The following is a 13,124-nucleotide window of genomic DNA, read 5'->3' as shown; positions in this document are numbered from 1 at the left end:
CGGGAACGCCGCCCCGCGGCAGCGGTCACTCCCGGGCTTTGTTGACGCGACGTCCAATCCGGGTGAGGCTGGCCCGGAGGTGGTTCGCCATGCGGTTTTCGTTGTTCTATGAGCACCAGCTGCCGCGGCCCTGGAGTGACGGGCAGGAGCTGAAGCTCTACCAGGACGCCCTCGACCAGGTGGAGCTCGCCGACCGCATCGGGTTCGACTACGTGTGGGAGGTGGAGCACCACTTCCTGGAGGAGTACTCGCACTCCTCCGCGCCGGAGGTGTTCCTCGCCGCCGCGTCGCAGCGGACGCGGCGGATCCGGCTCGGGCACGGCATCGTGCAGCTGCCGCCGGCCGTGAACCATCCGGCACGGATCGCCGAGCGGATCGCGACGCTCGATCTCGTCTCGAACGGGCGGGTCGACTTCGGGACGGGCGAGTCCAGCTCCAGCGCCGAGCTCGGCGGATTCGGCGTGCGCCGCTCCGGCAAGAGGGCCCAGTGGCAGGACGCGATCGACGCCATCACGCGGATGTTCGTCGAGGAGCCGTTCGCCGGCTGGTCCTCGCCGAACATCACGATGCCGCCGCGCAACGTGCTCCCGAAGACCGTCCAGAAGCCGCACCCGCCGCTCTGGGTGGCGTGCTCGCGCCGGGAGACCATCCAGTTCGCCGCCCGTAACGGCATCGGCGCGCTGTCGTTCTCCTTCGTGGAACCCGAGGACGCCGGCAAGTGGGTGGACGAGTACTACCGCATCATCGCGTCCGAGGAGTGCGTCCCGGCGGGTTTCGCGGTGAACCCGAACCTCGCCGTCGTCCTGCCCATGATGCTGCACGAGGACGAGGCGACCGCCATCGAGCGCGGCATCGACGGGGCGCATTTCTTCGCGTTCGCCCTCGCCCACTACTACGGGCCCACGCCGCACGACCCCGGCCGCACCGACGTGTGGGAGGAGTTCCTCTCGCGGCGCGACGCCCGGGGCTTCTCCCGCGAGCAGATCATCGCGAACGCCGAGACGCTCAACGTCAACGTCGGCTCCCTCCGCGGCGCCGTGGGCACCCCGGAGCAGATCATCGACCTGATCCGGCGCTACGAGTCGGTCGGCGTCGACCAGATCGCGTTCGTCCTCCAGGCGGGACCGAACGAGCACGAGCACATCTGCGAGTCGCTGGAACTCTTCGGGAAAACGGTCCTGCCGCACTTCACCGACGGGCGCGAGGAACGCGAGGCCGCGAAGGCCGAACGCCTCGCCCCCGCCATCGAGGCCGCCCTCGCGCGCCGCGAGCCCGCCCGGACGTCCCCGCCGGGCTACCGCATCGACGAGGACGCCGAGGTGGCCCGCGCGCACCGGTCCCGGGACATCCGCTCGGCGGGCCGCAGGCGTTTCCGACGGGGGTTCTTCAGACTCGTCCACGGCCGGTCGGACGAGCAGATCGAGCGCCTTTTCGGCCCTGCCGCGCAGCGCGCGTTCTTCGCCGGGATGGCCCGCGCGTTCGACCCGTCCGCCGCTGCCGGCTTCACCGGGGAACTGGAGTTCCGCCTGACCCGCACCGTATGGACGCTGCACCTCGGCAGGACGCGTGCCCGCGCACGCACAGGCCCGGCGAAGGACCCCGCCCTCACCCTCACCTTGTCGACGGCCGACTTCCTGCGCGTCCTCGCCGGGGACGCCAACCCGGCGTCGCTGCTCATGGACGGCCGCCTGCGGCTGCGCGGCGACGTCGAACTGGCGCCGCGCCTGAGCGAGATGTTCGGCGGCCCGTCCCCGTACTGATCGTGAGGTGGCCGTGGTCCCCCGACGTCCACGGCCACCGTTAGTTCAGATGTCCGCGACCCCGCCGGAGTTCGCGGCGATTTTCACGATCCACTGGACGGGCGTCCGGCGACCAGATCGCTCAGCCGGTCCCCGAGGCGCTGCACCGGCAGGCGGTACCGGCGCTCCCTGATCTGCGCCCGCCGCTCCTTCCGTGAGCCCGCCGAGTACCGGCGCCGCGCCCACGGCGAGTCGGGACGGGCCAGCCGGACCGCCCCGACGATCGCGATCACACTGATGAACAACCCGAGGACGCCGGTCCAGATCTTGCCTTTGAGCAGGGCGATCACAGCCACGCACAGGTTGAACAGGATGACGCTCACGATGCTCCAGAGGCCCTCCCCGGCGTCGTCCACACCCACGGGGCTGAGACCGAGCAGCATCAGCCCGCACATCGCGATCGTGATGAACACCACCTCGACCGACAGGCGGCCCTGCTCGGTCCAGTAGACGTCCTGCAAGTGCAGGACCAGCGCGAACTCGTCCAGCACGAGGGCCGTCCCGACACCGAACACGGCAGCGGCGGTCGCCGCCCATCCGGCGACGTCCTCCGGCACCGCCAGGCCGCCCACACCGCCGACGCACATGAACACCAATCCGAACACCACGTGATGGACGTGGTGCCCACCGGGCGTGACGTTTCCCGGCCACCACCGCACCTGCCGCCGGATCATCCGGACGCTGAACCGGATGAACAGGAATCCGGCGATGAACGCGACGAGGAAGCAGAACAACCGGAGACGCCCGGCGTCCGTGATCTCCCGTGTGAACCACTCCTCCACACAGCCCCTATTCCCGGGGCCGGGGCAAGCGCAGACCAAGGCCGCCCCAAGTCGGCCCTCAGCGGCAGCCCTCGAATCGCGGCACCAACGACGCCGCGTCGAAGTCCGGTGCGGTGAACCACTGCTTGAGCAGGGTCTCGGCGGCGCCGTTCTCGTACATCCCGGTGAGGATCCGGTTGACCGCGCGGCAGCCGTCCATGTCTCCCTTGCGCAGGCCGATCCCGTACCGCTCGTAGTACGGCCCGGCGAACGTCACCCGCGCCTTGCGTTCGGGCGTGATGGTGTAGGCCGCGACCACCATGTCGACGGTGCCCCGGTTCAGCGCGGTCTCCCATCCGTCCGGCGCCAGCGCCCGGAAGGTCAGGTCGCCGGACGTGACGCCGAGCCGCCCGGCGATGTAGGTCGACACATCGATGTCGAACCCTTGGAGCGAACCGTCCCCGGCCCGGCGGGCCAGCCCCGGAGGGGCGTCCCTGACCCCGATCACCAGGGTGTCCCGGTCGGTGACGGACGGCGGCCCGTCGTCGCCGTGCACCAGCGGTGCCGCCGCCAGTGCAACCACTAGGAAAAGGATCGCCAGGACGGTCAGGACGGCCGTGGCGACGAGGGTCAGGTTGCTGCGTGCGGCATGCACGGCCGGCTCCCGTTCATCAGCGGTATTCCGACAGGCGCGGCCAGACCCCGGCCGCGATGAGCGCCGCGATGGCCAGTGCGCCGGCCGCCGGCAGCCACGTCCAGGGCTCCGCGGCGCGGTCGCCCCTCGCCACGGCACGGATGCGGAGGAACTCGTGCCGGCTGATCAGGGCGTCGAGTTTCTGGTCGTAGGTCCGGAAGGACGGGTGAGGTAGAGCCGTCCAGCGCGGGTCCAGGTGGGCGCGGGCGGCGGCCACCCGGTCGCCGCGCGCCGCAAGGTCCCGAACGGTCCGGTCGTGGTCCTGGTAGACGCGGTAGGCGGCTGCGGCCCCGTCCCGCGCTGCTGCCCGGCCCAGTGCCCGGTTGTAGGCGTCCATGCCGGTCGCGCCCTTGACGTAGCGGATCGTCTGGGCTTTGTCCAGGTACATCTGGTCGTAGCGGCCGGCGCCGTCCGGATCGATGAGCCGCCTGCTCCGGTCGGTGTCCATGCCCTGGCCGATCGCCCGGAGGCGGGTGAGGTCGAGGACCGGATCGAAGCCGGAGATCTTCGCCGCCCGCAACCGGTCCGCCTCCGTGGCCAGCAGCGAAGCTCCCGCCACGGTCAGCACGAGCGCCCCCGCGAACGCGGCGGCGAGCGGCAGGCTGACCAGCCGCCGGAACCGCCGGGCCAGGTACACCTGGAGGCCCGCCAGCGCGGCGAGCAGCGCCAGCCCCGCGCCGATCACCCGGAACCGTCCCGCGAGGACGGCCGAGTGCTCGTCCTCGTAGGCGCCGTCGACGCCGGCCGCGGCGTCCAGCGTCAGATTGCGGGCCTTCGGCAGCAGGTCCTCCGCCATCAGCGCGGTCGCCGCCCGGTACCGCCGGACCGCCTCCGGCGGCAACTCCGCCATGGCCTCCGGCGAGCGCGCGGCCTGCATCGCCGCTTGGACGTTCTGGTCGTAGGCGTGCAATCCGTCCAGGACCGCCTGGACGGTCCGCAGCCCCACCGGGTCGTCCTTCGCCAGCCGCGCCGCCTGCAACCCGGCCCGCTGGGCGTCCTCGCGGCGGATGTCGTATACGTACCGCTGGGTACCGCGCTCGCAGTCGGACGCCTCCGGATCACACAGCCAGCCCTCCTCGTCACCGGTCAGCAGAACGTTGGCCACCTGCGCGTCCATGTCGCTGAGCGCGAGGTACATGTCTGCCGTGGCCAGCACCATGGGGCCCTCGCGGTCTCCCAGCGTCCGCAGCCCGTCACGCGCGTGCCCGACCGCCACGCCGGTCGCGGTGGCCAGTACGGCGAGCGCGACCAGCGCCAGCGCGGCCAGGCCCCGGACCCGGCCCGCGACGGTACGGAGGCCGATGAGCTTGAAGGGCACGCTCAGACCCTCTCCTTCCGGGGGCGCCTTCGGGGACGGACGTCCCAGTGTCGGGCGTTGATCACCTCCCACGCAAGATCGTCGCCGGACCTGCCGCCTTCGCGTGATCTAGCCCTCCGGGAAGAAGAGGAACAGTGTGCAGCCCGTCGTCGTCTGCGGGACGTGCGACGAGCCGGCGGGCGCGTGGATGAACGTACCGGCCGGGTAGTCCCGGACGCCGTCGTTGAAGACGCCGGAGGCCACGTAGACCTCTTCGGGACCGGGCTCGTGTACGTCGACCCCGTCCCAGCTGCTGTTCGGATCCATCTCCAGCACGTGGGCATGCGCGCCGTTGTCCCCCTTCCACAGGGAGCGCAGGCGGATGCCCGGGAAGAGCTCGCGAACGGGCGCGTCCTCGACAGCGGACCAAACGTAACCAGAGGCGTTAGTCATGCACCCCAGCCTCGCCACACGGCCTCCGAGCTGGCGAGTGTCAGGAATGACATCATGAGGTACTTTTCTGTCATGCATTGCGTCGCGGCGCTCCTCCGGCCACCGCAGTCGACCTTCGAACTCGGCTGCGCGGCGCAGGTGTTCGGCATCGAGCGGCCGGGGCTCCCGACCCGGTACGGCTTCCGCGTGTGCACGGAACGGCCCGGCCCGGTCGCCACGCACGCCGGGTACGACATGCTCGTCACCACCGGACTCGATGCGCTCGACGAGGCGGACACCGTGATCGTCCCGGGCTGGCTGCCCGCCCGGGAGCCGCCCTCCCCCGCGGTCGTCCAGGCGCTGCGCCGCGCGCACTCCCGCGGAGCCCGGGTGGCCAGCATCTGCTCCGGCGCCTTCGCGCTGGCCCACGCCGGCCTCCTGGACGGGCGCGCGGCGACCACCCACTGGGCGCTGGCGGACGAGTTCGCCGCGCGCTTCCCGCAGGTCAAGCTCGACCCGGACGTCCTCTACGTCGACCACGGCGACGTGGCCACCAGCGCCGGGGCCGGGGCCGGCTTCGACCTGTGCATGCACCTGCTCCGCAACGACCAGGGCGCCCGGTACGCCGCCCACGTCGCCCGGACCATGGTCATGCCGCCCCACCGCGAGGGCGGCCAACTCCAGTACTCGGCGCCGCCGCACCCCGAGCAGATCGACGGCACCCTCGCCCCGCTCCTGGAGTGGATCACCGGGAGGCTCGGCGAACCGGTGACCGTCGAGCACATGGCCGCGCACGCCGGAGTGTCGGCACGCACCCTCGCCCGCCGGTTCGCCGACCAGCTCGGCACCAGCCCCGGGCAGTGGCTCCTCACCCAGCGCATCGCCACGGCCCGGGGCCTCCTGGAGTCGACCGACCTCCCCGTGGACGCCATCGCCCGCCGCGTCGGCCTCTCGTCCGCGACCAACCTCCGCAGGCGCTTCGTCGCCGCCCTGGGCACGACGCCGGGCGCCTACCGCCGGGCGTTCCGCGCTACCGGGGCCGCAGCCCGTCCAGGATGAGCAGGGCGATGCGTCCCGACCGTCCCCGGCTGGTCTCCGCACCCGCAGCGCGCTCTTCATTCAAGCCCCGAAGAAGTGCTCGCTCGACCGGTAATCCGCCTTCAGCAGGGCCCACACGGTCTTCCCGTCGAACTCCGCGCGAACACCCCGCTCTACGGACAGGAATTCGACGATCCCCAGCCCCCACCCGCCGGGGTCGGGAGCGTCATCCGGTACCGGCCCTCCCGGCATGGACAGATCGGGCGTGGACGCCTCCGGCCGCACCGGCGAGACGTCCCAGACCTCCACCCGAAGCCCCGCGTCCGACAAGACCATCCGCAACGACACGGGCTGACCGCATGTCGCCTGCACCGCGTTCGTCAGCAGTTCCGACACCACCAGCACGGCGTTCTGCACCGTCTCCTCGGTGAGCCCCCACTGCAACGCCTGCGACTCGGCGATCAGGCGCCCCTGCTGGACGACCTCCGGCACGGCCAGGAACCCCCGCCGCATGACCCGCGACCCGGCCGCCGTCATTCCCACGCGAACCAACCTGCCCGTTTTGTCGAGATCCTGTGCCTCCGACCGTCCGTCGCACACCACGCCTGACCACTCCCGTCCCTCGATGCGCGTGAGTCCGCACACATGCTGTGACGATTTGGCTACCGTCGGGAGTGGGACCAGCTTTGTCCAACTCGATACTTCCGGAGGGCAACTCGTGGTGAATCGGAAGCGCCTCGACCCGACCGAGTCGGCAGCCGCACTCTTCGGGGCAAAGCTCCGGAAGCTCCGCGACAAAGCGGGACTTTCCCAGGCCCAGCTCGCCGCCGAGATCGGCTACTCCCACGACACGATCTCCAAGGTCGAGACCGCCGCCCAGGCCCCGTCCCCCGAACTGGCCGAACGCCTCGACGCCCACTTCGGCACCGACGACACCTTCCAGGAACTCCAGCCCCTCGCCGCCAAGGAGGGCATCCCCCTCTTCTTCCGCCCCTATGCAGAGCTGGAAGCCACTGCAAGCGCCCTCCGCGTGTACGAACCGATCGCCGTGACGGGCCTCTTCGAAACCGAGGGCTACGCAAGAGCCGTTCTGCGCCCTGGACAGCGACCGGGGGCCCTTGAACAGGCGGTCGCCATGCGGATGCGGCGTCAAGACGTGCTGGAGAGAGAAAACCCGCCTTGGATCGTCGTGCTCATGCAGGAATCCGCGATTCGAAAGATCGTCGGCAGCAGAGAGATCACAAAAGACCAGCTCAATCGGCTTCTCGACCTATCAGCGGAACCCAACATCACCATCCTGGTCGTCCCAGATGACGCCCAGGTCTATCCGTCTAGCGGATTCACACTGTTCACCCGGCCGGACACACACGAAATCGGGTTTGTGGAAGGCGCGGGCGGCACCAGCCGCGCGATCGAACTAAGCTCTCAGGTCGAGCAACTCCGACAGATGTGGGACCTCATCTGCAGCGTGGCCATGACCGATGTGGCCTCGGAAGCTCTGATCCGCAAGGTGATGGAGGGCTTGTGAAGGGCATGAAGCATGCCGCATGGCGCAAGAGCAGCTACACGGGCCAGGAAGGCGGCACCTGCGTCGAGCTTGCCGACCTCAACACCAGCATCGGCGTCCGCGACAGCACCGACCCCCACGGGCCCGTCCTCCACTTCGGACGGAACGCCGTCGCCAGCCTGGTCAGCCGTATCAAGAGCGGCGAACTCGACCGCTAGACACCCCCACAGGCCCCCTCTCCGGAGGGGGCTTCTCCTATGTTTCGGCTGTTCAGCAACCCACCGGGCTCTCGCCATCGGCGACCCGGAGCCGGGCTGCCGGCTCATTTCTGGTGCGGGGCTACGTGGATCTGCTCGAAGCCTTGGTCGAGGAGAGCTGGGCGGTTCGCGTTTCCGTCCGATCGGATCCACTCGGTGGACACGGCGTCGAGTACAGTCGAGTACAGCGGTGGCGGCGTTGGTCAGCAGGTCCGCGGTGTATGCGTCGATGTCGGCCCCCGGCCGGTGCTGGAGCGCCTCGCTGACTCGCCGGCGCCATTCGCTTCTGCGCTGATGGAGTCGTCCGACCAGGGCGGGTGTGGCTTCGATGAGCCGCAGGGTGTCGTGGACCCGCTCGCTGGCGTGGATCTCTTCCTGCCAGGCCCGTAGGACGTGATGCAGGGAGTCCCAAGGATCTTCGTCCGCCGGTCGTGCCGCGATGTCGGCGACCACCTTCTCCCCGGTGAGGTCGACGCCGTCCAACACGACGTCCTCCTTCGTGGGGAATTGACGCGCTCCCCGGCCTGAAGGCCGGGGATTCAGCCCGTGCCGCGCGTGCGGCGCCTCTGTGGCTTCACTCCAGCATGTTCACGAACGCCGACCATCCGGCGTCGTGCACACTCTTGGCCAGCCGGGTGCGGGCCAGGCCCTTCACGGACAGGTCCTCCACGTACACCGCTTGGTTCTCGCGGATGATCCGGGTGGAGAGCTTGTGCGCGAAGTCGCCAGGACGGCGGTGACCAGGACGTCACCGGACGGGCTGAATCGGCGTCGACGACCTGGGCGGTGTAGAAGCCGCCCACCTTGCGGGCCGCGGCGACCTCCTGGGCGAACCTGCGGCGGAACCCGGCGTCGTCCGCGAGCTCCGGCCAGACGATCTTGACGGCGACCCGCCGCCCGCCGCGCGAGCGCCCCGCGAAGACCTGCCCCATCCCGCCGCCGCCGAGCCGTCCGAGCAGGTGATAGGGCCCGACCTGTCGTGGAGCGCCATCGTGCAGAGGGTCCATCAGCGGAAACGCCCCATCTGAAAGAACATATGCGTCCACCTGTCCTCTCCGGATTCTTCCAAGCACGCACCGTTCCCGGCAACGCGAAGTGCGGGCGACCCGGTTTCGGGTCGCCCCCACTTCGGGTTTCCGCCTGATCAGACTCGGGCCTTTTCCGCGATGCCGGTCCGTGCGGGCGGGGGCGTCGGGGTGCGGCGGCCGGGCATCCACCAGTTGGCCTTGCCGCACAGTTCCATGACCGCGGGGACGAGGATCAGCCGGACGACGGTGGCGTCGACGAGGACCGCGACGGCCATGCCCAGGCCGATCTGCTTGGTCGAGACGTCCGGGCCGAGCAGGGTCGTGGCGAAGACGGCGATCATGATGGCGGCCGCGGCCGTGATGACCTTGGCTGTGCTGGCCAGCCCGCGGGTGACCGCCGCCCGGGTGTCGCCGGTGCGCTCGTACTCCTCCCGGACCCGCGAGATCAGGAAGACCTCGTAGTCCATGGACAGCCCGAACAGCAGCGGGAACATCATCATCGGCACCCAGGTCGTGATCGGCATCTCGGTGGGGAAGCCGAGGGCCGAGCCGAGCCATCCCCACTGCACGACCGCGACCAGCACGCCGTAGGCGGCGCCGATCGACAGCAGGTTCATCACGGCGGCCTGCAGCGCGATCGTGACCGACCGGACCAGCGCGACCAGCAGGAGCAGGGACAGCACGATGACGACCCCGATCATCAGGGGCAGGCGCGAGCCGACGTCCTCGGCGTAGTCGATCGCGCCGGCGTTCGGACCGCCGACGTGAACGCCCCCGCCGCCGGGCGCCGCGGGCAGGACGTCGTCGCGCAGTTCGTGCACCAGGTCCGCCGTCGCCTCGTCCTGGTACCCGGTCTCGGGGAAGGCCATGAAGATCGCGGCCTGCCCGTCCGCGCTGACCTGGGCCGGGGTCACGTGGGCGATGCCCGGGGTCCTGCCGACCGCCTCGACGACGGGACGCAGGTCCGCGTCCCGGGAGTCGACCGGGGTGGCGAAGATCAGGGGTGCGCCGTAGCCGCGCCCGAAGCCCTCGGTGACGATCGCGTGCGAGACGTAGCTGGACCGGTCGCGGGGCTGGACGCTGGCGTCGGTGAAGCTCAGCCGCATCGACAGCGCCGGAGCCGCGAGCACCAGGAGCCCCGCCCCCGCCAGGACCGCGGCGACCAGCGGCCTGCGCTGGACGACGCCCGCCCAGCGCTCGGCGGGAGTACGGCGTTCCCGGACCGGGGCACCGCTCCTCCGGGACGTCCGGCGTGGCAGCCGCAGCGAGGTGATCCTGCGTCCGGTGAAGCCCAGCAGCGCCGGCAGCAGGGTGACCGCGGCGATCATCGTCACCAGCACGGTCGCCGCGGCGGCGATGGCCACGCCGGTCATCAGCCGCTGCCCCATGGCGACCAGCCCGAGCAGCGCGATCACGACGGTCGTGCCGGCGAACAGCACGGCGTGCCCCGCCGTCGTGATGGCCCGGACGGTGGCGGTCTCGGGCTCGTCCCCGTCCTGCAGGCCCTCCTTGTAGCGGGTCACGATGAACAGCGCGTAGTCGATGCCGACGCCGAGGCCGATGAGCGTGGCGACGATGACGGTGAAGTCCGGCGCGGGGACCGCGTGCCCGACCAGCTTGATCAGGGCGATCCCGCCGACGATCGCCATCAGCGCCGTCAGCAGCGGCAGGCCCATCGCCACCAGCGACCCGAACGCGATGAACAGGATCACCGCCGCCGCCAGGAGGCCCACGCTCTCCGCGGGCCCCTGCGGCGGCGTCTCGGCCTTCTCCGCCGCGTCCCCGCCGAGCCCCAGCGTCAGACCGCCGCCGGACGCCTCCTTGACCGCGGTCACCAGCGGTTTGACCTCGCTGATCTCCGCCTCCACGTCGGTGAGCGGGACGGTCGTGCGGGCGATGCGGCGATCCGGTGTCACCAGGCTCGCGTCCCGGTACGGCGAGATCACCGGACCCGTCACGGGCGAGGCGTCCAGGTCGGCGACGACCTTCTCGACCTTCCGCCGGACGGCCGGATCGTCGAGCCCCTTGTCCGCCTTGATCGCGAGGGTCAGCGTGTCCCCCTGCCGCTCGGGGAAATGCCGCTCGATCAGGTCCTGCGCCTTGGCGGACCCGGAACTCCCGCCGGAGAAGTCGTTGTCCGGGGCGGCGCCGTAACCGAAGCCGGCGAAGGCCACCGCGACCACACCGGCGATCCAGGCCAGCAGGACCAGGCGGCGGCGCCGGAAACAGAACCGGGCCAGCCCCGCCAGAATGCCGCCGGCGGGGGATTGTTCGCTTGCCATCAGCCACTCCACGATTCGTCTAACCGATATGGCTCGATCGTCCGTGGTGATCGCCATCCCGGTCGTCCGCCTGGGGAGGGCAATTCGCGCTACTGCGAGGAGCGCACCCCCTTGCCGCGGACGCCGCAGAATTCGCCGCGGATACTGCGTCCGCAGTAGCCGGACGCTCGTCCCCGCGCAGGAGTCGCCCGAGATGAGATCTGGTTAAGGTGCGCATATGTGGACGGGACTGCCCGGTCTCTGGGCAAGGGGCAGGGACTGGGTGATCGCGGTCGGCCTGGCCGCGATGCTGCTGGGCACCGCGCTCGCCGGGGATCCCCCCGCGACGGATTTCGCCGCGCTCGGCTACGCGCTCGTGGTGGCCAGCGGTCTGGCGCTGGCGGCAGGGCGGCGGGCGCCGGTTCCCGTCCTCGCCGCGACCGCGCTGTGCTCGGTGGGGTATCAGGCGGCCGGAATCGACGTACCCGCCGTCGCCTACCTGTTCGCGGTGTACGCCGCCGTCCGGTCGGGGCACCGCGCCGTCACCGTGGCGGTGAGCGTGGCCCTGCTGACCGTGCTCCCGGTCGCGGTCCTGCTCTCCCCGGACGGCGGGTCCTGGCGCGATGCGTTCACGGAGGCGCGCGGCGTCCTGGAGATCGCCTGGCTGATCGCGGCGGGCGCGGCGGGCGAGGCCCTGCGGCAGGCCGAGCGGCGGGCGGACGAGGCCGAGCACACCCGGGAGGAGACCGCCCGGCTCCGCGCGAGCGAGGAGCGGCTGCACATCGCGCGGGAGCTGCACGATTCGCTCACCCACCAGATCTCGATCATCAAGGTGCAGGCCGGTGTCGCCGTCCACCTGGCCCGCAAGCGCGGCGAGGAGGTGCCGGAGGCGCTGCTGGCGATCGAGGAGGCCGGCCGCGAGGCGAACCGGGAACTGCGCGCGACCCTGGACGCCCTGCGCGACGACACCCGGACCCCGCCGCACGGGCTCGACCACGTCCCGCACCTGGTGGAGCGGGCCCGCGGAACCGGCCTGGACACGACACTGACCGTCGAAGGGCGCCGCCACACCGTCCCGGTCGAGGTGGACAGGACCGCCTACCGGATCGTGCAGGAGGCGCTCACCAACACCGCCCGCCACGCCGCCGCGACCACGGCGTCCATCCGGATCCACTACCGTCCGGACGCCCTCGCGATCCGGGTCGACGACGACGGCAAGGCCGAGCCCGGCACCCCCACGGTCCCCGGCGCCGGCCTGCTCGGCATGCGCGAGCGGGTCACCGCCCTCGGCGGCCGCCTGCGCGCGGAACCGCGGACCGAGGGCGGCTTCAGCGTCCAGGCCGAACTCCCCGTGGACCGGCCGTCGTGATCCGCGTCCTGCTGGTCGACGACCAGCCGCTCCTGCGGGGCGGGTTCCGGGCGCTGCTCGACGCCGAGGACGACATCGAGGTGGTGGCCGAGGCCGCCGACGGCGAGGAAGGACTGGCGCTCATCGGGGAGCACCTGCCCGACATCGCGCTCATCGACATCCAGATGCCGGTGATGGACGGCATCGAGGCGACCCGCCGCATCGCCGCCGACCCGGCGCTGGCCGGGGTGCGCGTCGTCATCCTGACCAACTACGGGTTCGACGAGTACGTCTTCAACGCGCTGCGCGCCGGCGCCGCGGGCTTCCTCGTCAAGGACATCGAGCCGGAGGACCTTCTCCACTCGGTCCGCGTCGCCGCACGCGGCGACGCCCTGCTCGCGCCGTCCATCACCCGGCTGCTGATCGGCCGGTACGTCGCGCAGCCGCTCGGCACGGGAGCCGGGACGGCGCTGGAGGAGCTGACCAACCGCGAGCGGGAGGCCGTCGCCCTGGTCGCGCGGGGCCTGCCCAACGACGAGATCGCCGCCCGCATGGCGATCAGCCCGGTCACCGCGAAGACCCACATCAACCGGGCCATGGCCAAGCTCCGCGCCCGCGACCGCGCCCAGCTCGTCGTCCTCGCCTACGAGTCCGGCCTGGTGTCCCCGCGAACCTGAGCCGCCCGCCCGGCTGGTGGAGACT

The 13,124-nt window shown here is 71.2% G+C and carries 12 protein-coding genes and 1 pseudogene; 6 read left to right on the top strand and 7 right to left on the bottom strand.

Annotated features, from left to right (window positions below):
- The first annotated feature begins 89 nt into the window (after nt 1-89).
- Nucleotides 90-1,760: an LLM class flavin-dependent oxidoreductase gene (locus tag ABGB11_RS37430; RefSeq protein ID WP_347640236.1), complete on the top strand. Its 1,671-nt coding sequence runs from the start codon at nt 90-92 to the stop codon at nt 1,758-1,760.
- An 83-nt stretch (nt 1,761-1,843) separates the two neighbouring features.
- Here ABGB11_RS37430 and ABGB11_RS37425 read toward each other — a convergent pair whose 3' ends face one another.
- From ABGB11_RS37425 to ABGB11_RS37410, 4 genes are all read right to left on the bottom strand, one after another.
- Nucleotides 1,844-2,581, bottom strand: a complete 738-nt coding sequence (locus ABGB11_RS37425) for a hypothetical protein (RefSeq protein WP_347640235.1) — start codon at nt 2,579-2,581, stop codon at nt 1,844-1,846.
- Between the two features lie 58 nt (nt 2,582-2,639).
- Nucleotides 2,640-3,215 carry a transporter substrate-binding domain-containing protein gene (locus ABGB11_RS37420; protein WP_347640234.1) on the bottom strand — a complete coding sequence of 192 codons (576 nt, stop codon included), beginning with the start codon at nt 3,213-3,215 and terminating at the stop codon, nt 2,640-2,642.
- Between the two features lie 16 nt (nt 3,216-3,231).
- On the bottom strand, nt 3,232-4,572 hold the full coding sequence (locus ABGB11_RS37415) for a hypothetical protein (protein ID WP_347640233.1): 1,341 nt from the start codon (nt 4,570-4,572) through the stop codon (nt 3,232-3,234).
- Between the two features lie 108 nt (nt 4,573-4,680).
- Nucleotides 4,681-5,004, bottom strand: a complete 324-nt coding sequence (locus tag ABGB11_RS37410) for a cupin domain-containing protein (protein ID WP_347640232.1) — start codon at nt 5,002-5,004, stop codon at nt 4,681-4,683.
- A gap of 54 nt (nt 5,005-5,058) precedes the next feature.
- Between ABGB11_RS37410 and ABGB11_RS37405 the strand changes: the two genes are divergently transcribed.
- Entirely contained in the window at nt 5,059-6,042 is a 984-nt protein-coding gene (locus tag ABGB11_RS37405) for a helix-turn-helix domain-containing protein (RefSeq protein ID WP_347640231.1), read from the top strand.
- A gap of 60 nt (nt 6,043-6,102) precedes the next feature.
- Here the strand turns inward: ABGB11_RS37405 and ABGB11_RS37400 are convergent, their stop codons facing one another.
- Nucleotides 6,103-6,558, bottom strand: coding sequence for an ATP-binding protein (locus ABGB11_RS37400; protein WP_347640254.1), 456 nt, complete (start codon nt 6,556-6,558; stop codon nt 6,103-6,105).
- 181 nt (nt 6,559-6,739) lie between these two features.
- On the opposite strand from ABGB11_RS37400, the gene ABGB11_RS37395 reads away from it, so the two are divergent.
- Both ABGB11_RS37395 and ABGB11_RS37390 read left to right on the top strand, forming a co-directional pair.
- Nucleotides 6,740-7,549, top strand: a complete 810-nt coding sequence (locus ABGB11_RS37395) for a helix-turn-helix transcriptional regulator (RefSeq protein ID WP_347640230.1) — start codon at nt 6,740-6,742, stop codon at nt 7,547-7,549.
- A gap of 5 nt (nt 7,550-7,554) precedes the next feature.
- Nucleotides 7,555-7,746: a DUF397 domain-containing protein gene (locus ABGB11_RS37390; RefSeq protein ID WP_347640229.1), complete on the top strand. Its 192-nt coding sequence runs from the start codon at nt 7,555-7,557 to the stop codon at nt 7,744-7,746.
- A gap of 616 nt (nt 7,747-8,362) precedes the next feature.
- Here the strand turns inward: ABGB11_RS37390 and ABGB11_RS37385 are convergent.
- Nucleotides 8,363-8,509 (bottom strand): annotated as a pseudogene (locus ABGB11_RS37385) (RNA-guided endonuclease TnpB family protein); the annotation flags it as partial.
- 420 nt (nt 8,510-8,929) lie between these two features.
- Nucleotides 8,930-11,095 carry an MMPL family transporter gene (locus ABGB11_RS37380; RefSeq protein WP_347640228.1) on the bottom strand — a complete coding sequence of 722 codons (2,166 nt, stop codon included), beginning with the start codon at nt 11,093-11,095 and terminating at the stop codon, nt 8,930-8,932.
- A gap of 217 nt (nt 11,096-11,312) precedes the next feature.
- Between ABGB11_RS37380 and ABGB11_RS37375 the strand changes: the two genes are divergently transcribed.
- Both ABGB11_RS37375 and ABGB11_RS37370 read left to right on the top strand, forming a co-directional pair.
- Nucleotides 11,313-12,443 (top strand): histidine kinase, encoded by a 1,131-nt coding sequence (locus ABGB11_RS37375; protein WP_347640227.1) that lies wholly within the window; start codon nt 11,313-11,315, stop codon nt 12,441-12,443.
- Nucleotides 12,440-13,099 carry a response regulator transcription factor gene (locus tag ABGB11_RS37370; RefSeq protein ID WP_347640226.1) on the top strand — a complete coding sequence of 220 codons (660 nt, stop codon included), beginning with the start codon at nt 12,440-12,442 and terminating at the stop codon, nt 13,097-13,099. Before ABGB11_RS37375 ends, ABGB11_RS37370 begins: the two co-directional genes overlap by 4 nt.
- Nucleotides 13,100-13,124: the final 25 nt, after the last annotated feature.

The sequence above is a fragment of the Actinomadura sp. B10D3 genome (assembly GCF_039871695.1).
GTDB lineage: Bacteria > Actinomycetota > Actinomycetes > Streptosporangiales > Streptosporangiaceae > Spirillospora > Spirillospora madurae.
The sequence above is the reverse complement of the archived record's forward strand: the minus strand, read 5'-3'. Positions and strand labels throughout refer to the sequence as shown.